We start from the raw sequence: 23,732 nt of genomic DNA on the forward strand, positions 1-23,732 counted from the left end.
AGCAGTAGCTACTCGGTATGACAAATTAGCAAGAAATTATGAAAGTCTCGTTGCTTTGGCATTTTCAATCATGTGGCTCCCTATGTGGGTCGATTGAAACATGTACAACAAAGGTCAACACGCTCTAGTTTAATACGGCTGACATCCTGACCTTTAATCAGCATATCCCCTTTACAAATCGCATAGGATTCAGGATTTAATTCCTGACCAAAAGCGACCATCCGCGTCGACGGGCTGCCCTTCAAAACATATTCCATACCAGCAGACAAGAACCCGCCCGTCCCCACGGTAGGATCGTAAATTGTTCTAATTGAACCTGGTGTATAACTGTCTTCATCTCCAGTAAAAACAAGCGATGTTGTTAAATCTACAATATCACGCGGAGTAAAATGTTCTCCTGCCGTTTCATTGGAACTTTCTGCAAAGCGGCGGATTAACTCTTCAAATATCCAGCCCATCTCATGATTAGAAACCACATCGGGACTTAGAGAAGTTGTAGCAAATTTTTTCACTACCTTGTAAAGCAAGTTAGCCTCATCCAATAAGCCAATAAATTCATAAAAATTAAAATATTCGAAAATTTCACGTGCATCCTTGGAAAACGACTGTACGTAATTCTCTAAATTATCTTTGATGTCACTTTGTCCCATCTTGCCAAGATTCATTGGTGAGGTATTGAAGATAGCTAAGCCGTTGGCTGCACGAAATAAGAATTTCTCCTGCGCCTCTTCCAGTAATTTCATAGGCTTAATGCGTTCGTATTCAGCAACAACCGCATCTTTATTCTGTTCCAGTACACATTCCAGACGACGAAGCAGCGTAAATGGTAAGATCACTCGCCCATATTGAGCTTGTTTAAAGTCACCACGAAGCAGATCAGCAACTGACCAGATAAAAGCAGCGGTTTGAGAAAAATTTGAGTTCGTCATAACAGCACATAAATTTGAGGAAATTAATTAAGCTGATTCACAAGTGGTACCAATCAGCATGATGAAAGTGTCACTAAACTCAAAGAAAAATTAATGCAAGAGAACATAATTTCCCTTTTTGATTTAATTATGGCAGGCAATAGAAAAAGTGTTAGTTACCGATAAAGAAATTTTTACAGTGTTATGAATTTATGTTTGTTTTGTTGCATAGTTCTGCCTATGAGTATCAATAACGGATAAAATACTTTATTGATGCAACAATAAAAAAGTGTAAGCTAATTAAAAATATTTCAATTTAAAAAAATTCCTCTTGGGAATCAACAATAAGAACGGAGATTGATTATTTCTATAGTAAACAAAATTACTGCAATATAGTATATGTGATAAATATAATTTAAAAAACCGCTAGCTTTTGACTTTATTTATTATTTTATCAATAATTATTTTTTTATCATTAGAGAGATTATTTCTGGTATATAAGTAAGTTCCTGAACTACAATTTAAAAAACCAAATGGAGCATACAACAAACCTTTATTAATATCATTTTCGACTACAAATTTAGGCGCAATAGTGACACCCAAATTTAATTTGACCGCATCCAAAGCTAAAGATAATTTATCAAATATTATTTCATCTGACACATTAAGTATAATATTAGATAAATAACTCCATTCATCCCAAGCTGAATATCTACTTTGGGAATGAAGTAATGTTATATCCCTGATGTCATTATTAAATATTTTTGTTCTGTATTCCACAGAGCAAACTAAACCAATTTCATCCTTATGCAGTAATTCGCAGTCCACAAGATTATAATTAGATATTTTTTCTCCTGATATAAAAAAATCAACCTCTCCATTTATAATGCTTTGAAATGATGCCTGAGAGTTATAATTTAGGACGAATTGTTTATCAGTACTAAAGAAATTATATAGCTTGGGTAAAAACCAGTAACTTAGTAAGCTACTAGAACAACCAATAATTATTTCGTTATGAGTGTGACTTTTTTTTCTCAAGTCTTCGCATTGCTTTTCAATAACAGAAAAAGCCAGATTGCAGGTTTTCATTAACTTAGAGCCGTTATCTGTCAGTTCAATGCCGTTGGCAGTCCTATTGAATAACTCAAATCCGAACCAGTTTTCCAATATTTTTATTTGCTGGCTAATAGCACCTTTTGTCATATGGTTTTCTGAAGCTGCGTTAGAGAAACTTTTGTATCTGGCCGCAATATCAAAAATCTTAAGAGCATTTAGTGGAGGGATTTTTCTCATAATGTAGTCTAGATTATCTAAACGATAAGTTTAGTATAATAAGATTGATACCTATAATCAAATGAAATAAGATTATTCTTGATTGCTATAAGCACATTATTAAAATAGAAATATAAACTCAAAAGAATATTAATAATGGTGTTAGCATTTTTGTAAATACAAAATAAAATAACTATTCAAGGATGGAGTCATGACCCCAATAATAAAAAAACCAATTTTTAATGTTTCACAGGTATAAGCTATTAATTTACAACACATTCAGAAACATTCATTCTTATGCTTAGAAGGCTAAGAGTCACTAGAAAAAACGTTGTAACAATAAAAAATATAATAGCTATAACTTTAACTCTTCCATAAACATAGAAAAATATTACTGAAACATTTTTTATTATCCACCAGTTAATAAATTTAATGCTCCAGATGATTAAAACAAATTCATTAGCAGCTTCTATCCATAAAAACATAACACGATGAAAAAAAGGAATAAAAAATGAATAAACAAGCTCAGCTGGTCATGTTTACAGGTGGACGAGATAGCACTCTGGTCGCAGTGCACCTCATGCTACAAAATATACCTGTTCATTTATTCACCGCAAGCAGCGGCTGTTCACTACACAGAGGAATTATTAAACATCGAGTACAAGAGCTGCAAGATAGATTCGGTGAACTCGTAATCAAGCATAATATTGAAGATATAAGTGGCTCTTTCCGAACTCTGGCAATTGAAAATTTAGAAGAAGACATATTGCAAGATAAAAAAAATTTGGTTCTTCTTGGTGAAAAAATCGCAATTCATGCACACGTCATTGATTACTGTATGAGAAATGGAATAAAAATTATTAATGATGGTATTACTCATTATCAAAAAGATTTTCCTGAGCAACGACTAATAGCGAAAGAGTATTTCGTGGAATTCATGAAAGAATACGGGATTGAATACAATAGCCCTATATATGAATTTGCTACATCGCAAGAGGATGTCAAATACCGTTTATTGCAAGCAGGTATCTCCACTAAATCTCTGGAGGGTATTTCCATTTTTGCAGATAGCTTCACTACACCTCCTGATGAAACAATTCTCAATTATCTAAAGAGAAAAGAAGCCAAATGCAGGGATATCATTGAATTTCTTACTGGTGGTATTGTAATCAATACAACCAAAGATTATCTATAAAATAGATTAGAACGAACAGAGGTTTTATGATCAGAAAATGTGCGGCAATAATTATTAACAATAAAAAATTACTTGTAGTCAGGAAACATAAAACCTCCATATACATATCACCTGGTGGTAAAATTGAAGGAAATGAAACTCAAATTGAATGTTTGAACCGTGAGATTCAGGAAGAAATTGGGGTCACATTTATCAATCCAATTCATTTTAGTATCGACTATTCAAAATCAATTTTTGAGGGAGAGTTAATAGAAATTAATTCATGGTTTATCGATATAATCGGAGATCCTTTTCCATGTTCAGAAATAATTGATTTAAAATGGATTACATCAAAAGAAGAAGAAAAAATACAAATAGGAAGTATTTTTAAAGATAGTATTATTCCCAAACTCAAAAACATTGGTTTAATAGAATAATGAATTACCTAGATGACTCGGCTATAAACTCAAAAATTTCAGGGTTTAGTTTTGAAAATAACAGTGATACCAACTACTATAAACAGGTAAGTAAAATTAAAAAAGAAATAAAACAAAACCTTAGGAAACACCTTTGTTTAGAACATGAAGAAATATTTTTGCTGAATAATAGCACTCACTGTTTATTGAATGTCATCTATGGATTAAACATGCATTCGGTTTCTATATCCATTAGAGAAGGTTGCTATATGCCATATAATAATATCACTACTGGATCTTTTCCAAATTCCATACCTCTATTAACCCATATTGACCCTCAGACAGGGATAATTTGTTCACTAAAAAATGCTGACTTCGTTTTAGACGCTGCCCAGTCAATAGGTACTATATGGCATCACAAAGCAGCTATTTCCTCTAAAATAGTATTTTTTCCATTACATAAACATCTGGCTATTCAGTCAGGAATAGGCGTTCTCTGCATTCAAAATAAAGATCATTATCCTGAAATATCTAACATTGCCAAAATATCTGAATCCGGCACTGTTAATCTCAGATCATATAACGATGCTTTGAATAGATGCATAGAACGCCCTGATTTTTTTAATGTTGCTTATTTTGATTTAACAGATAAAGAAGCAAATGAATTAGAGAAAATAGGATTTAAATGTATTACACCTTTACAATCTAAAACTCCATTTGTTGTTTTACAGTCTGATTTTTATTTAGATAAATTACCTTGCAATAAAAAATCCGTTATAACCATGAAAAAAATAGGAACAATGATTTACAGATTTAGTTGCTATAAGAGCGGAGCAATAAATTCAACAGCAGTAAATTGTAATTTTAAATTAATTGATTATATCAAAGAGTTATTATGAACAATGTAAATCATCCAGCCAAAGTAGGCTATCTATTCGCTCTTTTAGGCGGAACCATTCTCAGTTTCGATACCGTATTCATACGAGCCATAAATTTTACCCCAGAACAAATTGCATTCTGGCGTTCTTTTTCCATGTCACTTCCAATGATAATCATTATATTTTTTTCTTTATTCAGAAGAAAAAATAAAATTAAAAAAAATCAAACATACAGTAAATATTTTTTTCTGGCCTCCTTTTTTTATGGTTTATCGGCAATATTATTCCCGGTTTCAGCAATGACAACATCTATCGCAAATATGCTGTTTATAATCAGCACCGCTCCACTTTGGGCTGCGATACTTTCATGGTTTGTCATTAAAGAAATTGTCAGCCGTATGACAATAGTAGCGTTCATTATTTCAATAGCTGGAGTAATTGTTGTAATGTATGGCTCTAACGCTAATCTTTCAGTATCATTCGGTGATATTACCGCTTTATTAACAGCAATATCTATGGCAGCTGCTTTCGTTACTGGACGAATTAGTAAGCAAGATTTATCTTTAACACCTTCCATTGGCGCAATATTTTCTTTTATACTGTTATATTCTTACTTTGATATCAATCTTGATATTTCATTGTTCAATTTTTTTCTAATCTTAATAGAAGGTTCTGTCATTGTATTCTTAGCTCTAACTTTAATTGCTAAATCTTCAAAACTAATACCTTCTTCTCACCTGGGTTTTTTCCTTCTTCTAGAAGCAGTATTTGGCCCAATTTGGATATGGCTTGTTTTTGGAGACAGCCCAAATAATTATACACTTATAGGTGGTGGTATTATTCTGACTGCTTTAATTGCGAATAGTCTACATTCTATCCGATTATTACAGTCAGAAACAGCAAAAAGATAAATTATTCCTAGAAGATAGATTATTTAACATGACTCATCTTCTTTAAAGTTATTTATATCCTAACTCTATGATTGTGAAAAAATTTATTCTGCCTGATATTATTATATATTGGTTTTTTTCTTTTAAGATAAAGAAATTTATTATTTTTATCTTTAATTGGTATGTATCAGTAAATAACGAGTCACACAGTAGCAAGATAATCGACATCTTTTGATACTTATATTTATAACCCAAAGACAGTGAGGTATCGCGTGAATTCCACTCTTAAGCCTAAAACGTGTTAACATCAAAGCTATTAGCATCGTGTAGGTGTGAGAGGTGTAATGGAAATTATCAATCAACAAAAATTACTGGCACAAGCTGAAACAATCTGTCTTTCAAGAGGGGTTCGCTTAACACCCCAACGCCTTGAAATTCTTCGATTAATTACGGAGCAACCCAGTGCAATAAGCGCTTATGATTTGCTGGATTTATTACGCGAAGTCGAACCTCAGGCTAAGCCGCCAACGGTTTACCGTGGGTTAGAATTTTTGCTGGAGCAAGGTTTTATTCACAAAATAGAATCTACAAACAGCTATGTTCTTTGCCATCACTTTGAAGAACCCAGCCATACTTCAGCTATGTTTATCTGTGAATATTGCGGCTCCGTAACTGAAAAGGATGCGAAAGATATTGAATCCGCAATTCAGCAGTTAGCGCAAGGTACAGGGTTCCATTTGAGAAATAGTGTGATAGAAGTCCACGGATTATGCGCTTCCTGCCATGAAATAGATTCCTGTACGGAACGCGATACATGTCAGCACAATCATGCTGTTGAAGAGAAGAAAAAGAAATAAAGATAAGAACCTGCTTGGGCGGTGAGGCGGTCATAGCTGATATTTTCATGTATTCTCAAGTTCCCGCTGAATTCAAATATAACGGGTACTGGAAAAATGACCGCCCCGGAATGGCAAAGTGTAATTATCCGTTTTTACAATCAGAACCAGTCTCCGTTACGAATAACGCCTACTGCCAATCCTTCAATAGTGAAACTCTGTTCGCTCAAATCAACTACAATCGGTGAAAATTCTGGATTTTCAGCGATCAGTTCAATTTTGTTTCCTGTTTGTCTGAAACGCTTCACTGTGACTTCATCTTCAATACGCGCCACAATGACTTGTCCATTATGAACATCCTGTGTTTTATGCACAGCAAGTAAATCTCCGTCCATAATACCGATGTCTTTCATAGACATTCCACTGACACGCAATAGAAAATCAGCACTTGGTTTAAATAATTCAGGATCAACCTTATAGTGACTTTCGATATGTTCCTGAGCTAGCAGTGGCTCGCCAGCAGCAACACGACCGATCAACGGTAATCTCATTCCGTCACCCGGTTCTTCGAGAAGCAAACGGATACCTCTGGATGCACCAGAAATAATCTCTATCACCCCTTTACGCGCCAGCGCTTTTAAATGCTCTTCCGCCGCGTTAGGTGAACGAAAACCAAGACGCGCTGCAATTTCAGCACGTGTCGGTGGCATACCCGTTTGCGAAATATGGTCACGCACTAAGTTATAGACTTGTTGCTGTCTGGCAGTTAATGCTTTCATTTCGCCCCCTGTTTGTTTATACAGTCCAGCTGTGAGTATATACAGGTAAATTCGAATTGGGAACCTGTCAGCACGTAAAAGCAGCTAAATAACGTATTTTAATGAAAAACACGTCGAATCAGCACATAAAATGCGACCAAAGGATTATTCCCCAGATAAACAAGGCCAGAAGTATGGTAAGCAATACAGCCGCTGAACCCATATCTTTCGCACGACCTGATAACTCATGGTATTCACTACCGATACGATCCACTACAGCTTCTATTGCACTATTGAGAATTTCGACAATCACAACCAGCATAACAGCGCTGATAAGCAGGATTCTTTCGACTATGCTGAGGTCCAAAGAAAATGCAATGATAATTGCAAATATGGCAGCAATTGCCTCCTGTCGAAATGCCGCTTCATTTTGCCATGCCGTTTTGATTCCTTTCGCCGAATACCCTGCCGCTTTAATGATGCGGGTCAAACTTGTTGATTGATTTGCCATAGAATTATACTCAATCACTTGGTATTTGTATGGTTATATAATTTTTAGTCTCTATTATTGTCTTATTTCCACAGATCTCAAAATCTGTTTCTGGTATCCTTGCGAGGCATTGCTAACAAGAGGCTTAAAGTCGTTATGTCAGGTTGGCGTAAAATATATTATAAGTTATTGAATTTACCATTAAAATTATTAGTAAAAAGTAAACTTATCCCTACAGATCCCATTGCAGAGCTGCGTCTTGATACGACACGGCCTATTTTGTACGTACTCCCGTACCACTCAAAAACAGACTTATTGACCTTGCGTCAACAATGTCTGGCACAAGATCTGCCGGATCCGTTGAATCCTTTGGAAATTGGTGATGCGCAGCTTCCTAGTTGTGTGTTTATCGATAACGGCCCACGTGTGTTCAGTTGTTATGCACCAAAGCATGAATCTGTGAAGATTTTTCATTCCTATCTGGACTTGCATCACAATAATTCTGATTTGAATATCCAGATGGTGCCAGTTTCCGTAATGTTCGGCCGCTCTCCGGGGCGTGAAGGGCAAGAAGCTAATACAGCACCGCAATTACGTCTGCTAAATGGTGTGCAAAAGTTTTTTGCGATCCTGTGGCTGGGACGAGATAGTTTTGTGCGTTTCTCCACGCCTGTTTCTCTGCGTAAGATGGCAGATGAGCATGGTACAGATGATATCATTGCTAATAAACTCGCCCGTGTTGCCCGGATACATTATTCCCGTCAGCGTCTTGCGGCTGTTGGCCCTCGTCTGCCTGCCAGACAGGAACTGTTCAACAAATTACTCACATCAAAGGCAATAGAAAAAGCCATTGCTGATGAAACACGCAGCAAGAAAATTTCTCCCGAAAAGGCGAAGCAAAACGCCATCAACATGTTGGAAGAAATTGCCGCGAACTTCTCCTATGAAACAGTTCGTCTGACCGACCGTGTTTTGAGTTGGACATGGAACCGTTTATATCAGGGCATTAATGTTCATAATGCTGAACGAATTCGTCAGTTGGCGCAGGATGGTCATGAACTGGTTTATGTTCCATGCCATCGCAGTCATATGGACTACTTATTGCTTTCGTATGTGATTTATCACCAAGGATTGGTTCCACCACACATCGCAGCGGGAATTAACCTGAATTTCTGGCCTGCCGGCCCGGTATTCCGTCGTCTTGGTGCGTTCTTTATCCGCCGGACATTTAAAGGCAATAAACTCTATTCAACGATATTCCGTGAATATCTCGGTGAGCTGTTTGTCCGTGGTTATTCGGTTGAATATTTTGTCGAAGGTGGTCGTTCTCGTACAGGTCGTTTGCTTGATCCGAAAACCGGCACACTTTCTATGACATTACAAGCGATGCTGCGTGGTGAATCCCGTCCAATTACGATTGTGCCCATCTATATCGGTTATGAGCATGTGATGGAAGTCGCGACTTACGCCAAAGAACTTCGCGGTGCAGTTAAGGAAAAAGAGGACTTTTTCCAGATGGTACGCGGGTTGCGCAAACTACGTAATTTGGGGCAGGGTTACGTGAACTTTGGTGAACCAATTCCATTGATACAGTACCTTAACCAACATGTTCCTGAGTGGCGTGATTCCATTGATCCGATAGAATCTCAGCGTCCAACCTGGTTGGCTCCAACAGTCAGTAAACTGGCTGGCAATATCATGGTCAATATCAATAATGCCGCAGCGGCCAATGCTATCAATTTATGCACCACGGCATTATTGTCATCACGTCAGCGGGCACTTACCCGCGAGCAATTGATTGAGCAGCTGGATTGCTATCTGCAATTACTGCGTAATGTGCCTTACACTGACGATATCACCGTGCCAAACAAAACAGCGGAAGAGTTGTTGGATCATGCTTTATTGATGAATAAGTTTGAGGTCGAAAAAGACAGTCTGGGTGATATCATCATCCTGCCACGTGAAAGCGCGGTATTGATGACCTATTATCGCAACAATATCCAACACTTGCTGATCCTGCCATCCCTGATAGCCAGTATTGTCATGCATCACCGTCGTATTAGTCGCGGTGAATTGCTCCGCCAGGTCGCGTTGATTTATCCGCTAATCAAGAAAGAGCTTTTCATGCGTTACAGCAAGGAAACGCTCTCCGACGTCGTTAATACTCTGGTCGATGAACTGGCGAGCCAACGCCTTATCTGTAACAAAGAGCAAGAAATGCTGGTGCTGAACCCTGCACGTATCCGCCCTCTACAATTGCTGGCAGCAGGTATCAGAGAAACACTGCAACGTTATGCCATTACACTTTCTTTATTGAATGCCACTCCTGAAATCAGCCGTGGTGTACTGGAAAAAGAGAGCCGAATGCTGGCACAGCGCCTGTCAGTGTTACACGGTATCAATGCACCGGAGTTCTTTGACAAGGCAGTTTTCGCTTGCTCGGTTAATACACTGCGCGAAGAAGGTTATATTCAGGACAGCGGGGATATGATTTCTACCAGTGCTCAGGAACTCTATCATGTGTTGAGCGAATTGATGTCACCTGAAATTCGGTTGACTATTGAAAGTGTCAGTATGCCACCAGAGCAAAATGAACCTGAACAATTAGATAAAGCGATGTAAGACTGAGATATAAACGGGCGGTATTCCGCCCGTTATACTGAATATGCTTCACACTAAGCATACACTACATTAAACATAGCTGAAAAAGATACCGAGGAATAAAGTAATACCAACGTAATTATTATTCATGAATGCCTGAAAACAGAACTCTCTCTCCCGGCCTGCAATCAGTTTTTGCTGATAAATAAACAGTGCAGCAACTAATAATATTGTCCAGTAATATATTCCGGCCAGATTCATCATATTGCCTACTGACACCAAAATAGCCAGCATAGCGAACTGCAAAATACCGATAATCAGTTTGTCAAAGCGCCCAAAAAGTACGGCTGTCGATTTAACACCGATTTTCAGGTCATCATCGCGATCAATCATTGCGTATTGTGTATCATAAATCACTGACCAAATGACGTTAGCCAAAAATAACAACCAACATTCTAAAGGTAAGGACTCACTAACAGCGGCAAATGCCATCGGAATCGACCAACCGTAAGCCGCCCCCAATACAACTTGTGGCAAATGACTGACTCGTTTGACGAAAGGATAAGTCCACGCCAGCGCTAAGCCCACAACCGACAATGCAATTGTCATTTTATTTAATGTCAGAACCAGCGCAAAGGAAATGAGAACCAGTGTGGCAAACAAGATTTTGCTTTCTTTTTCGGTAATGTCACCACTAGGGAGAGGACGAGATTTTGTCCGCTCTACATACCCATCAAATTTTCTATCTGCGAAATCATTAATGCAACATCCCGCTGCACGCATCGAGAATACACCGATAGTAAATACTAACAATACGTACAAATCCGGTATCCCCTTTGCGGCGATCCATAATGCCCAATATGTTGGCCATAATAGTAAGAATGTGCCAATGGGTTTATCGACACGCATTAAACGGCAATAAGCACGCCATTTACTCTGCGTCATGCTGACCTCCAATCTATTTCTCCCCTTCTGTTATGTTAATTTTATATACAGGTGATTCCGGCAGAAAAATCTCTGTGAGTAGAAGTGGCTTACCTGATAATCTCAATAAAGAACGACGTCCCCAGCAATGACCCTGCTGACCTATTTGAATATAATCCCGCGTCAGATTATTACCACTAAAAAGATAACGTCCGAGTGGAATAGTACCTACATCCACCAATTTTCTATCCGGGCCGGTTAGTGTTTCCTCTGGAATAACGGTACGTCCTAACAACCACGGGATGTTATCCCCATATAAAACGATTTCACGCAACCAGTATTTTTCACTTACAGGTAAGTGCTCACTTTCATCTCCAAGCTCTTCTGCTGTGATAAAACACTCCCGAAAAGGGGCAACCGATACCTGCTGACAATGCTGTTCAAAGCGGCGGGTCATTGAGCCAACTTCCATCAGCCAGTCTGAAATAGATTCAGGAAGATCAAACTCATCAGTCAAAAACCAACGAATAGGTGTTGAAGTTAATATTGTGTTATCTGCCATGTCATTTTCCCATTGCGGGACCTTCAATTTCCCCGACAGCACAATTTCCCCGACAGAACAATACAGAACAATGATGGGGAGTGAGGATATCATGTTGCAGGCCAATAAAATAAAAAGTTAATAACAAATTATAGAAATTGTAAAAAACCTTACCCTAATAATCATCTTTATTAAGGTAAGGTGGAATTAAATAAGATAAAAAGTCAGGTTAACGCCATTCTTTGAATCGGTTAATCAGGCCATTTGTGGAACTATCATGACTATTCACCGCGCCGGAATCGTGTAATTCAGGCAGGATACGATTTGCCAATTGCTTACCTAATTCTACGCCCCACTGATCAAATGAGAAAATGTTCAGAATTGCGCCTTGAACAAAGATTTTATGTTCATACATGGCAATTAATGCACCCAAACTGAATGGGGTGATTTCGCGTAATAAAATGGAGTTGGTCGGACGGTTCCCGTCAAAGACTTTGAACGGCACAACATTTGTTACGTCCTGAGCATTTTTTCCAGTCGCTGCAAATTCTGCTTCCACTTGCGTCTGAGTTTTACCAAACGCCAATGCTTCAGTTTGTGCAAAGAAGTTGGATAACAATTTGCTGTGATGATCACTCACCGGATTATGGCTAATTGCCGGTGCAATAAAATCACAAGGAATGAGTTTGGTTCCCTGATGAATAAGCTGGTAAAAAGCATGTTGACCATTGGTACCCGGCTCACCCCAAATAATCGGCCCAGTCTGATAATTTACTGGATTGCCGTTGCGGTCAATGTATTTGCCGTTTGATTCCATATTCCCTTGCTGGAAGTAAGCGGCGAAACGATGCATGTATTGATCATAAGGCAGAATCGCTTCAGTTTCTGCGCCAAAGAAATTGTTGTACCAGATGCCGATCAACGCCAACAAAACAGGAATGTTTTGTTCAAAAGCAGTCTGCTCAAAATGTTTATCCATGGCATGAGCACCACTCAACAATTGTTCAAAATTGTCATAGCCAATGGAAAGCGCAATGGATAAGCCTATTGCAGACCAGAGTGAATAACGCCCACCGACCCAATCCCAGAATTCAAACATATTTTGTGGATCGATGCCGAATTTACTGACTTCCTGTTCATTAGTCGATAATGCAGCAAAATGTTTTGCAACATAACCTTCATCAACGGCACTTTTCAGGAACCAATCACGCGCTGAATGTGCATTGGTCATGGTTTCTTGCGTGGTAAAAGTCTTGGATGCTATCAGGAACAACGTGGTTTCTGGATCGAGGCTTTTTAACGTTTCTGCGATATGGGTGCCATCAACATTGGAAACGAAATGCATATTCAGGTGGTTTTTATACGCTTTCAATGCCTCAGTCACCATATAAGGACCAAGGTCGGAGCCACCAATACCAATATTCACCACATCAGTAATTGCTTTACCGGTATAACCTTTCCAATCTCCGCCGATAATACGCTCGCTGAAGGATTTCATTTTTGCCAGCACCGCATTGACTTGCGGCATCACATCTTCCCCATCCACCATAATCGGGGAATTGCTGCGATTACGCAAAGCAATGTGGAGCACTGCACGATCTTCAGTACGATTGATTTTCTCACCGGAGAACATACTGTGAATTGCATTAGTCAAATCGGTTTCTTTCGCCAGCGCCTGTAATTTATCCAGTGTTTCAGCAGTAATGCGGTTTTTGGAATAATCCACAAGAATCTGCTGATCGAATGTCGCAGAAAATGCCGTAAACCGCGCTTTATTCTGTTCAAACAGGTCTCGCAAATGCACATTCTTCATCTGTTCAAAATGCTGCTGTAATGCTTTCCAGGCTTCAGTCTGGCTGGGGTTGATGTTTTTCATGGATGATGCTCTCTATCAACTGTCGATAAACAATAGGAATGCACAGATTGTAACGGGTTAATACTGTGATTAATCTCCCTTTCCTTCTGATTACTGATATTGGTCAAAATAGCCTGTGATTTCCAGCTCTAATTGTTGAGATAAACAAAAAGTTGAGATAGGCAAAAACGATAATTTTATTTCCATCATGAAAATTATTTATGCTTAATTGCCAAACATTGACTCACTGCGTCTAACCCGATATTTCTAAAAGCCTATTCTTCGAACAAAAGGTTATCTCCCATGTGTGCTGTTTCATCTCCTAATTCGCAGTATGTTGTAGCAAAATTCGGCGGTACTAGTGTGGCAGACTTCGATGCCATGAATAACTGTGCCGATATTATTTTGACAAATGCCAACGTCCGCATAGTTGTTCTGTCAGCTTCTGCTGGCGTGACCAATTTGCTGGTTGCATTGGCGGCAGGCTGTGACAGTGATAAACGGGAGAACTGCCTGAAACAGATTCGTGACATTCAATATGCAATTATTGAACGATTGAACACAACGAATGTGATCCGAGAAGAAATCGAGCGTCTGCTGGAAAATATTGAGATGCTGTCAGAAGCAGCATCACTCGCTACTTCAGATGCATTGACTGATGAATTGGTTAGCCACGGTGAAGTCATGTCAACTTTGCTGTTTGTGGAACTGCTTCGCCAACGCAAGACAGATGCGGAGTGGTTTGATATCCGTCGTATTATGCGAACCGACGGTATTTTTGGGCAGGCAGAACCAGACACTCTTCAGCTTCATATCTCGGCAATGGAACATCTTCACCCTCGCCTGAAAAATACAATCATCATCACGCAGGGTTTTATCGGCCGAGAAGAAAAAGGTCGCACAACTACGTTGGGACGAGGTGGCAGTGATTATACTGCCGCCTTATTGGGGGAAGCACTTGGATTACAGCGCGTTGATATCTGGACAGATGTTCCTGGTATTTATACGACCGATCCACGTGTTGCACCTGCTGCCAAACGTATCGATAAAATTGCTTTTGATGAGGCGGCAGAAATGGCAACATTTGGAGCCAAAATTCTTCATCCAGCTACATTATTGCCAGCGATACGTTGTGGTATTCCGGTATTTGTTGGCTCCAGCAAAGAACCAAAAGCAGGGGGAACCGTCGTTTGTGACAAAACCAAGAACCCACCTCTGTACCGTGCACTGACGCTACGCCGCAAGCAAACTTTACTGACGCTTCACAGTCTGAAAATGCTGCATGCAAGGGGTTTTCTTGCAGAAGTTTTTACCCTGCTGTCACGCCATAATATTTCTGTGGACTTGATTACCACCTCAGAAGTCAGTATTGCCCTGACACTGGATACAACCGGCTCCACCAGCACTAATGGCAGCCTACTAACTAATGCTTTACTGACTGAGCTTTCCACATTATGTCGCGTTGAAGTGGAAGAAGATATGGCACTGGTGGCAATTATCGGTAATGAACTTTCACAGGCCAAAGGATTGGGCAAAGAGATTTTTGGAACACTGGAATCGTTCAATATTCGTATGATCAGCTATGGTGCGAGCAGCCATAACGTCTGTTTGCTGGTTCCCGGTAAAGATGCAGAACAGGTTATCCAGACGCTGCATCGGGGTTTGTTTGAGTCTTAATCTTTGTTTATCCCATCTTTGGTGGGATTAATTTTCTGGCGCATAACACCAATATCATCATCACATCCTTTAAAAGAATGACGCAAAAAATTGCATTTTGCGTCATTTTGTTGCAGAATACAATTTGTCTTATATCCCTCCTAATACATAATTTTTTTAGTAACATCAGAGAGGTTACTTAGTATGGCTACGAGTATTCGACTAGATGATGAATTTGTTAATGATGTAAAAATTCATGCTGATGCATCAAGTAGAAGTGTTCCTAAACAGATTGAACACTGGGCTAAAATTGGTCGTATTGCAGAAGAAAATCCTGATCTCCCCTACTCATTTATACATGAAGTTTTGCTGGCAAAAAGCGAAGTTGAACATGACAAGGTAAGTAGATATGTCAGAAGAACAAAAAAATGATCTTCAAGTCTATGAGACTAGAAGATTTGCTAAGGCATTATCCAAATTACCTGAAAATTTGCTCTCAGTCGTAGAAGACGAAATTGAAAAAATTATTGATAATCCTGAAATAGGAGAACTTAAAAAAGGAGATCTTGATTTTCTTCGAGTACATAAGTTCTTATTAAATAGTCGATTAACACTTCTGGGATACTGTTGGAAAGAAGAAAAAATTGAATTGTATCTCCTTGATATCGGACCTCATGAAAATTTTTATCAAGAACAAAAACGACACAGGAAAATGGATTTAAAACTCATAAGATAAATGAGTGGGAACGTGATCCCACTTTTCATTTCACACACATCGGATGTGTTTTTACCCTCTTTATCGTCCATAATAAGAAAACGAAAACAAGTTCCATTTTTTACCACAGCGATTATTGCTGTAAACAGACGATGATTCAGAGGGTATACTTTATGAGCACAGCCGTTGCCAGCAAACGTACAAAAAAAGCTAAAATGATAACAAACAGTGCCGCTGCCAGCGGTCAGGTGCAATCTTTAAGCCGAGGGCTGACGCTTTTGGAATATATTTCTGATTCTCTTGTCGGTGTTGCTTTGACTGATCTGGCAATTCAGGCTGGTTTGCCTAATTCCACTACTCATCGTCTTTTGACTACTTTGCAACAGCATGGCTTTATTCGCCAAGTCGGCGATTTAGGATTATGGGTGATCGCTTCCCATGCTTTTGTCGTTGGCAGCAGCTTTTTGCAAAGCCGCAATTTGATGGTGTTGGTTCATCCGATATTGCGCCAGTTGATGGAAGATTCCGGTGAAACTGTCAACCTTGCTATCCTTAATCTTGATGAATATGAAGCAGTGATTGTCGATCAAGTGCAATGCAATGCACTGATGAGAATGTCCGCACCCATCGGCGGTAAATTACCAATGCATGCATCTGGTGCCGGAAAAGCGCTGCTTTCTACACTGTCTGAACAGAAGCGGCTCCAACTGCTGCACAAAAAAGGCATGCATGCCTATACCCAGCATACCTGTACTACAGCCGCTGCTTTGGCAAAAAATCTTGAACAAATTCGCAAACAAGGCTTTTCATTTGATGATGAAGAACATGCGTTAGGGTTACGCTGTATTGCAGCTTGTATCTACGATGAACACCATGAAGCTTTTGCCGCTATCTCCATTTCTGGCCCTGTATCACGAATTTCTGACGATCGTGTAACTGAACTTGGTGCTTTGGTTATACGCGCAGCAAAAGCGGTCAGCCGGGAATATGGTGGAATTAAGTAATCTCCACCATTATCACTTTTTACAACGATATGCTTTTCATCCACAAAGCTTGTTTTAAAGTGGTGATTGAACGGTTTGGCACGCTGAGAACCCAACTTTCGGGTGCAGGACGACAAGGGGCATGTTACATACATTTTAAGATGAGGGGATTAAATTCCCTTGTGTACTGATTTAATGAGAGAAAATGCTGATGAATAATTGGAAAACAACCGCAGAACATATCCTGGCTGCTGGTCCAGTCGTTCCTGTTATTGTCGTCAATGAAATTGAACATGCCGTTCCATTAGCAAAAGCATTAGGATTGACTGATAAGCTGTTAGAAGCCGCTATTGCGGGTTCAATTCCTCTTATTCCGGGTATTACCGGTATGCAATCACAATTTATATAATAATAAAATACCACCCAAGTTAATGAATACTTGCGATTTTTATTTATTACTTTATTCATTACGTTGGCTGAATCGTTGCCTGCGGCGATAAGCAAAAACATCTTCCACGTACCCGTTTTTAATACGCTCCTGCAATGCTCGCCAATAGTCTGCCTTGAATAGTTCGCTGTGGCTTTCTTCAAAATAGCTCAGGGTACGCTTATCAGTACATAAAAAATGCCGAAATTCTTCTGGGAAGACATCATTACTGGCAACACTGTACCAAGGCTCGCTCGCCAGCTCATCTTCAGGATAGCGCGGGGGAGGAATATTCCGAAAATTGACTTCTGTCATATAACAAATTTCATCATAATCGTAGAAAATCACTCGGCCATGACGTGTAACACCAAAATTCTTAAACAACATATCTCCGGGAAAGATATTTGCTGCCGCTAATTGTTTAATGGCATTTCCATACTCTTCTATCACATCTTTTAACTGCACTTCGCTGATTTTTTCCATATAAATATTCAGAGGTATCATTTTACGTTCCATATAAAGATGTTTTATTAATATCTTATCGCCGAGATCTTCAAGTTTTTCTGATATCTCTTTTTGCAACTCCTCCATTAATTCAGAACTGATATGACGTTTATCAATAACAAAATTTTCAAACTCCTGTGTATCAGCCATTCGTCCCACACGATCATGCTCTTTTACCAAACGGTAACATTCCTGAACCCGTTCCGGAGACACTTCTTTCTGTGGCGCAAATGTGTCTTTAATAACTTTAAAGACACAATCAAAAGAAGAAGATGCAAAAACCAGCATCACCATACCTTTCACACCTGGGGCAATCGTAAACTGCTCTTGGGCGGAATTGATGAATGTAAGATATTCGCGGTAATATTCTGTCTTGCCATGCTTTTGGCAACCGATCGCCATATATAACTCTGCCGTGGATTTTGTCGGCAAAATTTCACGTAACCATTCTACTAAAGCTGCCGGCAGGGGTGCATACACCATAAAATAGGAACGGGCGAAACCAAAAACAATGCTGGCATCATCATGATTGGTAAGACAGGTATCAATAAAAATATCTCCTGATTCGTCGTGATGAATCGGTAATAAAAACGGATAAACAACAGCTCCCATTCTGATTTTGCCTACTAACCACGCCGCTTTATTGCGGTAAAACAATTCATTGGAAATTTGAAATGTGGCATGTAATAAATCATGCAAGCAAAAAGTGTTGTGCAAGTATTGGGTGATATAATCAATATCCCGTTCCAAATCCTCCCATTTAAGACGCAAAGGCAAATCACTTAAAATTGTCCGCAACATCAATTTAAGATTACTATTAGGAAAAAAATCCCGCGATAATGGGCGAGAAATATCACGAAAGCGGTAAGACGGCTGAGAAGATAGGATAAATAGGTTTTCTGGCTTCAAATTACGGTGCTGAAACAAACGACAGTAAACCGAATTGAAAAAGCTTTCTGCAATTTCAAAACGTGGATAATCAGGCAGTAAACGGGTATACACAGCTTTAACTTCAGCTATGTAATCTTCATTCTGTTGCAATGAACCATGAATGCACTGTAATTGTTCTACTACCAATCCGACATGATTATCATAGAGGTTGATTCTCTTTTTCATAGCACTTTGCACTGCGTGCCAGTCCGCCTGTTCAAAGCGTTTCTGTGCGCCAGAAGTCACCTCAAGAAACCGACCATACTGTGCATCAAATCCCTGCAAAATAGTTTGTGCAATCAAATGAGCAAGATCTATTGCCACATTAGCCCCCTTATCGATACGTAAAGGGGGTATTCCTTATGCCCCCAATCATATCTATGGGTATGTATTTATGGATAGAGTAAATTTAGAATTGCTGTTCTTCTGTAGACCCGGTCAATGCGGTAACAGAAGAAGCTCCTCCCTGAATAATGGTGGTCACTTTATCAAAATACCCCGTTCCCACTTCCTGCTGATGTGATGAGAAAGTATAACCACGTTCAAGAGCTGCAAATTCTTGCTCCTGAACTTTTTCAACATAGTGTTTCATACCTTCACCACGCGCGTAGTCATAAGCCAAATCAAACATGTTAAACCACATGCTGTGTATGCCTGCCAGAGTGATGAATTGGAATTTATATCCCATGGAAGACAACTGTTCCTGGAAGCTGGCGATAGTTTTATCATCCAGATTCTTTTTCCAGTTGAAAGATGGAGAGCAGTTATATGCCAGTAACTTTCCAGGATATTTTGTATGAATAGCTTCAGCGAAGCGACGAGCCGCTTCAATATCCGGTGTAGAGGTTTCACACCAGACAACATCAGCGTAAGGTGCATATGCCAACCCACGGCTAATAGCCTGCTCAATACCCGCATGGGTACAGTAGAAACCTTCATAAGTCCGCTCACCTGTAATGAATTCGCTATCGTAAGGATCGCAATCAGAGGTCAGCAAATCCGCTGCATCTGCGTCAGTACGCGCAATTAATAGCGTTGGTACTCCAGATACATCAGCCGCCAATCGTGCAGCTACCAGTTTCTGAATGGCTTCCTGAGTCGGAACTAAAACTTTCCCCCCCATATGCCCACATTTTTTCACTGCGGCCAATTGATCTTCGAAATGAACTGCCGCTGCCCCTGCCTCAATCATCGCTTTCATCAATTCAAATGCATTCAGTACTCCACCGAACCCCGCCTCTGCATCAGCCACAATCGGCAGGAAATAATCAATATATTCCTGACTGTCAGGATCGATACCATTTGACCACTGGATTTGATCTGCACGACGGAAACTGTTGTTGATACGTTTGATTACATTAGGAACAGAATCAACAGGATACAATGATTGATCGGGGTACATGCCAGAAGCTGTATTTGCATCTGCGGCAACTTGCCAGCCAGAAAGGTAAACTGCCTCAATACCTGCTTTTGCTTGCTGTAGTGCCTGCCCACCCGTCAGCGCGCCAAGTGCATTTACATAGCCTTTCTTCGATTTTCCATGCAACAATTCCCACAACTTTCTCGCTCCCATTTGCGCTAAAGTGTGTTCAGGATTAATAGAACCGCGTAGTTTGACGACATCTTCTGCGTTATATGGGCGAGTAATACCTTGCCAGCGTGGTTGTTTCCATTCTTGTTCTAATTGCGCTATTTGTTGTGTTCGAGAAATGGTCATGATGTTCTACTTCCTATACTTAATTAATCGGATATTTTCGTCATTTTTGTTTTTAAATTAATCGATTAGTTGATAACCCGGCAAGGTTAAGAAATCAATTAAATCGTCCTGTGTGGTAATCCTTTCCATCAAGTCAGAGGCTTCCATAAAGCGCCCTTGATTAAAGAAATTTTCACCAATCTCTTGTTTAATAATATCTAATTCTTCTTTTAACATTTCTCTGAATAGTTCTTTAGTCACTTTCTTACCATTGGAAAGTGATTTTTCATGGCGAATCCATTGCCAAATAGAAGTACGGGAAATTTCTGCCGTCGCAGCATCTTCCATCAATCCATAAATCGGCACACACCCATTCCCTGAAATCCATGCTTCTATGTATTGGACAGCGACACGAATATTAGCGCGCATGCCTTGTTCTGTTCTTTCTCCTGAGCAAGAAGCAAGCAATTGTGCAGCTGTAATCGTTTCATCTTCTTCACGCAACATTGCCAATTGATTTGGTTGCTCACCCAGTTTTATGTCAAAAACCGTCATGGCAATATCGGCAAGCCCAGGATGAGCAACCCACGTTCCATCATGGCCGTTATTAGCTTCCAGCTCTTTATCTGCTCTGACTTTGTCCAAAACTAGCTGGTTTTGGACAGGATCTTTACTCGGAATAAATGCCGACATACCTCCCATCGCAAACGCACCACGTTTATGGCAGGTTTTAATCAGCAAGCGAGAATATGCACTCAAGAAAGGTTGTGTCATTGTCACAGACTGACGATCGGGTAAAACACGATCTGCGTGATTTTTTAGTGTCTTAATGTAGCTGAAAATGTAATCCCAACGACCACAATTAAGCCCTACAATGTGGTGACGTAAGTGATAGAGGATTTCATCCATCTGAAATACAGCGGGTAATGTTTCAATTAAGACCGTAGCCTTAATAGTGCCTTTAGGTAAATTGAAATGCGATTCTGCAAAATTGAAGATATCACTCCACCACTGAGCCTCCTGATAACTCTGTATTTTAGGCAGGTAAAAATAAGGACCGCTGCCTTTTTCCAACAATTTCTTATGATTAAGGTAGAAATAAAGAGCAAAATCAAATAAGCCACCAGAAATCGGTTCATTCTTATAGAGAACATGTTTCTCAGACAAATGAAGGCCTCTGACCCGAGCAATCAGTACTGCTGGTTCCGGCCTCAATTCATAATGTTTACCCTGCTCGCTGGTATATGAAATAGTACCGTTGACGGCATCCCTCAAGTTAATTTGCCCACTGATAACTTTTTCCCAAGCAGGAGCTAATGAATCCTCAAAATCCGCCATAAATACTTTCACATTTGCATTTAAGGCATTGATGACCATTTTGCGTTCTACAGGTCCCGTTATTTCAACACGGCGATCGTTGAGATCATTTGGTATTCCCTGAATTTTCCAATCCCCATTTCTAATGGAAATCGTTTCTGAAATAAAATCAGGTAATGTTCCATCGTCTATTTTTTTCTGCCAATCTACACGTTCTTCCAGTAACTTTTTACGTCTGTCAGAAAACTCGACAACCAAATCTTCCAAAAAATCAATAGATTCAGTTGATAACACCTGATTTTCTGCCTCATTAAAAGGCTTTGTAAAAGTTAACTGGGTTGTTAACACCGATTGCATAATCTCCCTCTCCTCATCTTTTAAAGACTACTCGATTAAGATTAATCCATCCTAAAAATAAATCAAAAACCGTTTCCATTATTTTAAATAAAGATAATTAAATAAATAAAATCAAATGATTAAGTTAATTTAAAGATAGAAAAAAGATGGAAATAAATTTCAAAAAATCAAATAATATGATGTTAACCTTTTGTTATATATGGAGAATAAATAACAACTGATTAATAATAGTGGATAAAAGAAAATTAACAAAATGAGAAATGACTCGCTTCAGCAAATTCTCATTTTTCTATTTCCAATAGGATCAATCTAAGGAAGGATTCATAAAAGCGAGATCATATGGCGTGATTTGATAAACATAGTAATTTAGCCAGTTTGAAAAAAGTAAATGACCATGACTACGCCAAGATGCAATAGGTTTATTTTGAGGATCACTATTTGGGAAATAGTTGACTGGCAATACGGGTTTCAAACCTGCAGTTTGATCACGCCAATATTCTGCGGATAATGTGTCTATATCATATTCAGGATGGCCTGTCACAAACACGAGTCTTTTATCCTTGCTAGCAAATAAATAAGCACCTGCGTCTTCTGAGCTGGCTAAAATATCTAGGTCTGTATGCTCACGGATCATTGATTCAGGAAAGTCAGCAAAGCGCGAATGGGGAGCAAAAAAAGTTTCATCAAATCCTCGTGTTAATAATGCCAAAGGATCTAGGATTGAGTGGGAATAAACACCTGATAGTTTAATTTCTCGTGTATATTTTGGAAGGTGATAAAGAACGTTTAAGGCTGCTTGAACAGCCCAACAGACAAAAAGTGTTGAAGTAACATGATTTTTTGCCCAAGTAACAATTTTTTCAATTTCCTCCCAATAGGTCACATCCTCAAATTCAACAAGCCCTAAAGGTGCCCCTGTGACAATCAGTCCATCAAAATTTTGATCTTTTATTGAGTCAAAATCACAATAAAAATTATCCAAATGTTCAGAAGGGGTATTTTTACACTGCCGGCTATCAATACGTAGTAACTGAATATCAATCTGTAATGGTGAATTAGATAATAACCGAATGAATTGGTTTTCTGTTTCTATCTTTTTTGGCATCAGGTTAAGCAGCAATACTTTCAAGGGACGAATATTCTGAATATTCGCCCTTGTTGATGTCATGACAAAGATGTTTTCATTGCGGAGAATGTTTACCGCAGGTAATTCATCTGGTACACGAATTGGCATTGCTGGATACCTCGACTATTCGAATTTGCAAATTTAGACTTCTAGATAGCTAAATTTAACCAGAAGGTGAGAGTAATGTCGAGTTATTGTACTCAAATTGAAATTATTTCATTTAATTCTATGTAATAAGGGAGAGGAATAAAGGATATAACAAAAGGAACAAAAGGCATTTAAATTAAGATGTAGGTAAATTACAAACGCAAAAAAGCCATCCGGTCAGGGATGGCTTCTCTGGCAAATAATTGTCTGGCAGTGCCCTACTCTCGCATGGGGAGACCCCACACTACCATCGGCGCAACGGCGTTTCACTGCTGAGTTCGGCATGGGATCAGGTGGGACCACCGCGCTCTTGCCGCCAGACAAATCCTGT

21 protein-coding genes, 1 rRNA gene and 2 pseudogenes are annotated in these 23,732 nt (G+C 39.3%); 12 read left to right on the forward strand and 12 right to left on the reverse strand.

The window, feature by feature from the left end; translation table 11 throughout:
* Positions 1 to 97 (forward strand): annotated as a pseudogene (locus tag AACQ81_RS14265) (IS5/IS1182 family transposase); the annotation flags it as partial.
* Positions 98 to 125: 28 nt separating this feature from the next.
* Here the strand turns inward: AACQ81_RS14265 and AACQ81_RS14270 are convergent.
* Both AACQ81_RS14270 and AACQ81_RS14275 read right to left on the reverse strand, forming a co-directional pair.
* Positions 126 to 929: pseudogene (locus tag AACQ81_RS14270) on the reverse strand (type I restriction-modification system subunit M); the annotation flags it as partial.
* Positions 930 to 1,334: 405 nt separating this feature from the next.
* A complete protein-coding gene (locus AACQ81_RS14275) occupies positions 1,335 to 2,201 on the reverse strand; it encodes a LysR family transcriptional regulator (protein ID WP_237387716.1) in 867 nt (288 codons plus the stop codon).
* 490 nt (positions 2,202 to 2,691) lie between these two features.
* On the opposite strand from AACQ81_RS14275, the gene AACQ81_RS14280 reads away from it, so the two are divergent.
* The 5 genes from AACQ81_RS14280 (at position 2,692) to zur (ending at position 6,395) form a co-directional block, all read left to right on the forward strand.
* On the forward strand, positions 2,692 to 3,375 hold the full coding sequence (locus AACQ81_RS14280; RefSeq protein WP_237387717.1) for a hypothetical protein: 684 nt from the start codon (positions 2,692 to 2,694) through the stop codon (positions 3,373 to 3,375).
* 26 nt (positions 3,376 to 3,401) lie between these two features.
* Positions 3,402 to 3,791, forward strand: a complete 390-nt coding sequence (locus AACQ81_RS14285; protein ID WP_237387718.1) for an NUDIX hydrolase — start codon at positions 3,402 to 3,404, stop codon at positions 3,789 to 3,791.
* Positions 3,791 to 4,669, forward strand: a complete 879-nt coding sequence (locus AACQ81_RS14290) for a DUF6024 family protein (protein ID WP_237387719.1) — start codon at positions 3,791 to 3,793, stop codon at positions 4,667 to 4,669. Before AACQ81_RS14285 ends, AACQ81_RS14290 begins: the two co-directional genes overlap by 1 nt.
* The gene (locus AACQ81_RS14295) at positions 4,666 to 5,559 is read left to right on the forward strand and encodes a DMT family transporter (protein ID WP_237387720.1); all 894 of its coding nucleotides are present in this window, start codon (positions 4,666 to 4,668) and stop codon (positions 5,557 to 5,559) included. Before AACQ81_RS14290 ends, AACQ81_RS14295 begins: the two co-directional genes overlap by 4 nt.
* A gap of 323 nt (positions 5,560 to 5,882) precedes the next feature.
* Entirely contained in the window at positions 5,883 to 6,395 is a 513-nt protein-coding gene (zur, locus tag AACQ81_RS14300; RefSeq protein WP_237387721.1) for a zinc uptake transcriptional repressor Zur, read from the forward strand.
* Positions 6,396 to 6,535: 140 nt separating this feature from the next.
* Here the strand turns inward: zur and lexA are convergent, their stop codons facing one another.
* Positions 6,536 to 7,153, reverse strand: a complete 618-nt coding sequence (lexA, locus tag AACQ81_RS14305) for a transcriptional repressor LexA (RefSeq protein WP_237387722.1) — start codon at positions 7,151 to 7,153, stop codon at positions 6,536 to 6,538.
* A gap of 118 nt (positions 7,154 to 7,271) precedes the next feature.
* The gene (locus tag AACQ81_RS14310; RefSeq protein ID WP_237387723.1) at positions 7,272 to 7,643 is read right to left on the reverse strand and encodes a diacylglycerol kinase; all 372 of its coding nucleotides are present in this window, start codon (positions 7,641 to 7,643) and stop codon (positions 7,272 to 7,274) included.
* Between the two features lie 135 nt (positions 7,644 to 7,778).
* On the opposite strand from AACQ81_RS14310, the gene plsB reads away from it, so the two are divergent.
* Positions 7,779 to 10,244, forward strand: a complete 2,466-nt coding sequence (plsB, locus tag AACQ81_RS14315; RefSeq protein ID WP_237387724.1) for a glycerol-3-phosphate 1-O-acyltransferase PlsB — start codon at positions 7,779 to 7,781, stop codon at positions 10,242 to 10,244.
* Between the two features lie 69 nt (positions 10,245 to 10,313).
* Here the strand turns inward: plsB and ubiA are convergent, their stop codons facing one another.
* The 3 genes from ubiA to pgi form a co-directional block, all read right to left on the reverse strand.
* Positions 10,314 to 11,168: a 4-hydroxybenzoate octaprenyltransferase gene (gene ubiA, locus AACQ81_RS14320; RefSeq protein WP_237387725.1), complete on the reverse strand. Its 855-nt coding sequence runs from the start codon at positions 11,166 to 11,168 to the stop codon at positions 10,314 to 10,316.
* A 13-nt stretch (positions 11,169 to 11,181) separates the two neighbouring features.
* Positions 11,182 to 11,709 (reverse strand): chorismate lyase, encoded by a 528-nt coding sequence (ubiC, locus tag AACQ81_RS14325; RefSeq protein WP_237387726.1) that lies wholly within the window; start codon positions 11,707 to 11,709, stop codon positions 11,182 to 11,184.
* Between the two features lie 208 nt (positions 11,710 to 11,917).
* Positions 11,918 to 13,564 (reverse strand): glucose-6-phosphate isomerase, encoded by a 1,647-nt coding sequence (gene pgi, locus AACQ81_RS14330; protein WP_237387727.1) that lies wholly within the window; start codon positions 13,562 to 13,564, stop codon positions 11,918 to 11,920.
* A gap of 282 nt (positions 13,565 to 13,846) precedes the next feature.
* Here pgi and lysC point away from each other — a divergent pair, with 282 nt between their 5' ends.
* The 5 genes from lysC (at position 13,847) to AACQ81_RS14355 (ending at position 17,306) form a co-directional block, all read left to right on the forward strand.
* Positions 13,847 to 15,220: a lysine-sensitive aspartokinase 3 gene (gene lysC / locus AACQ81_RS14335; RefSeq protein ID WP_237387728.1), complete on the forward strand. Its 1,374-nt coding sequence runs from the start codon at positions 13,847 to 13,849 to the stop codon at positions 15,218 to 15,220.
* A 183-nt stretch (positions 15,221 to 15,403) separates the two neighbouring features.
* Positions 15,404 to 15,631: a ParD-like family protein gene (locus AACQ81_RS14340; protein WP_237387729.1), complete on the forward strand. Its 228-nt coding sequence runs from the start codon at positions 15,404 to 15,406 to the stop codon at positions 15,629 to 15,631.
* Entirely contained in the window at positions 15,609 to 15,935 is a 327-nt protein-coding gene (locus AACQ81_RS14345; RefSeq protein WP_237387730.1) for a type II toxin-antitoxin system RelE/ParE family toxin, read from the forward strand. Before AACQ81_RS14340 ends, AACQ81_RS14345 begins: the two co-directional genes overlap by 23 nt.
* Before the next feature lie 152 nt (positions 15,936 to 16,087).
* Positions 16,088 to 16,918 carry a glyoxylate bypass operon transcriptional repressor IclR gene (gene iclR, locus AACQ81_RS14350; RefSeq protein ID WP_237387731.1) on the forward strand — a complete coding sequence of 277 codons (831 nt, stop codon included), beginning with the start codon at positions 16,088 to 16,090 and terminating at the stop codon, positions 16,916 to 16,918.
* Between the two features lie 184 nt (positions 16,919 to 17,102).
* Positions 17,103 to 17,306, forward strand: coding sequence for a hypothetical protein (locus tag AACQ81_RS14355; RefSeq protein WP_237387736.1), 204 nt, complete (start codon positions 17,103 to 17,105; stop codon positions 17,304 to 17,306).
* 51 nt (positions 17,307 to 17,357) lie between these two features.
* On the opposite strand, the gene aceK is transcribed toward AACQ81_RS14355, so the two are convergent.
* The 5 genes from aceK to rrf all read right to left on the reverse strand — a co-directional run bounded on the left by aceK (position 17,358) and on the right by rrf (position 23,722).
* Entirely contained in the window at positions 17,358 to 19,082 is a 1,725-nt protein-coding gene (gene aceK, locus AACQ81_RS14360) for a bifunctional isocitrate dehydrogenase kinase/phosphatase (protein WP_237387732.1), read from the reverse strand.
* Positions 19,083 to 19,167: 85 nt separating this feature from the next.
* The gene (aceA, locus tag AACQ81_RS14365) at positions 19,168 to 20,475 is read right to left on the reverse strand and encodes an isocitrate lyase (RefSeq protein ID WP_237387733.1); all 1,308 of its coding nucleotides are present in this window, start codon (positions 20,473 to 20,475) and stop codon (positions 19,168 to 19,170) included.
* Between the two features lie 57 nt (positions 20,476 to 20,532).
* Positions 20,533 to 22,128, reverse strand: coding sequence for a malate synthase A (aceB, locus tag AACQ81_RS14370; RefSeq protein ID WP_237387734.1), 1,596 nt, complete (start codon positions 22,126 to 22,128; stop codon positions 20,533 to 20,535).
* Between the two features lie 304 nt (positions 22,129 to 22,432).
* Positions 22,433 to 23,362, reverse strand: coding sequence for a homoserine O-acetyltransferase MetA (gene metA, locus AACQ81_RS14375; protein ID WP_237387735.1), 930 nt, complete (start codon positions 23,360 to 23,362; stop codon positions 22,433 to 22,435).
* A gap of 244 nt (positions 23,363 to 23,606) precedes the next feature.
* Positions 23,607 to 23,722, reverse strand: a 5S ribosomal RNA gene (gene rrf / locus AACQ81_RS14380).
* Positions 23,723 to 23,732: the final 10 nt, after the last annotated feature.

The sequence above is a fragment of the Xenorhabdus sp. Sc-CR9 genome (assembly GCF_963897815.1).
Lineage (GTDB): Bacteria > Pseudomonadota > Gammaproteobacteria > Enterobacterales > Enterobacteriaceae > Xenorhabdus.

Excerpts from the sequence above, each read along its gene's own strand:
- AACQ81_RS14275 (WP_237387716.1), bottom strand. The coding sequence starts at position 2,201 with ATGAGAAAAATCCCTCCACTAAATGCTCTTAAGATTTTTGATATTGCG.
- AACQ81_RS14280 (WP_237387717.1), top strand. The coding sequence starts at position 2,692 with ATGAATAAACAAGCTCAGCTGGTCATGTTTACAGGTGGACGAGATAGC.
- AACQ81_RS14285 (WP_237387718.1), top strand. The coding sequence starts at position 3,402 with ATGATCAGAAAATGTGCGGCAATAATTATTAACAATAAAAAATTACTT.
- AACQ81_RS14290 (WP_237387719.1), top strand. The coding sequence starts at position 3,791 with ATGAATTACCTAGATGACTCGGCTATAAACTCAAAAATTTCAGGGTTT.
- AACQ81_RS14295 (WP_237387720.1), top strand. The coding sequence starts at position 4,666 with ATGAACAATGTAAATCATCCAGCCAAAGTAGGCTATCTATTCGCTCTT.
- zur (WP_237387721.1), top strand. The coding sequence starts at position 5,883 with ATGGAAATTATCAATCAACAAAAATTACTGGCACAAGCTGAAACAATC.
- lexA (WP_237387722.1), bottom strand. The coding sequence starts at position 7,153 with ATGAAAGCATTAACTGCCAGACAGCAACAAGTCTATAACTTAGTGCGT.
- AACQ81_RS14310 (WP_237387723.1), bottom strand. The coding sequence starts at position 7,643 with ATGGCAAATCAATCAACAAGTTTGACCCGCATCATTAAAGCGGCAGGG.
- plsB (WP_237387724.1), top strand. The coding sequence starts at position 7,779 with ATGTCAGGTTGGCGTAAAATATATTATAAGTTATTGAATTTACCATTA.
- ubiA (WP_237387725.1), bottom strand. The coding sequence starts at position 11,168 with ATGACGCAGAGTAAATGGCGTGCTTATTGCCGTTTAATGCGTGTCGAT.
- ubiC (WP_237387726.1), bottom strand. The coding sequence starts at position 11,709 with ATGGCAGATAACACAATATTAACTTCAACACCTATTCGTTGGTTTTTG.
- pgi (WP_237387727.1), bottom strand. The coding sequence starts at position 13,564 with ATGAAAAACATCAACCCCAGCCAGACTGAAGCCTGGAAAGCATTACAG.
- lysC (WP_237387728.1), top strand. The coding sequence starts at position 13,847 with ATGTGTGCTGTTTCATCTCCTAATTCGCAGTATGTTGTAGCAAAATTC.
- AACQ81_RS14340 (WP_237387729.1), top strand. The coding sequence starts at position 15,404 with ATGGCTACGAGTATTCGACTAGATGATGAATTTGTTAATGATGTAAAA.
- AACQ81_RS14345 (WP_237387730.1), top strand. The coding sequence starts at position 15,609 with ATGTCAGAAGAACAAAAAAATGATCTTCAAGTCTATGAGACTAGAAGA.
- iclR (WP_237387731.1), top strand. The coding sequence starts at position 16,088 with ATGAGCACAGCCGTTGCCAGCAAACGTACAAAAAAAGCTAAAATGATA.
- AACQ81_RS14355 (WP_237387736.1), top strand. The coding sequence starts at position 17,103 with ATGCTGATGAATAATTGGAAAACAACCGCAGAACATATCCTGGCTGCT.
- aceA (WP_237387733.1), bottom strand. The coding sequence starts at position 20,475 with ATGACCATTTCTCGAACACAACAAATAGCGCAATTAGAACAAGAATGG.
- aceB (WP_237387734.1), bottom strand. The coding sequence starts at position 22,128 with ATGCAATCGGTGTTAACAACCCAGTTAACTTTTACAAAGCCTTTTAAT.
- metA (WP_237387735.1), bottom strand. The coding sequence starts at position 23,362 with ATGCCAATTCGTGTACCAGATGAATTACCTGCGGTAAACATTCTCCGC.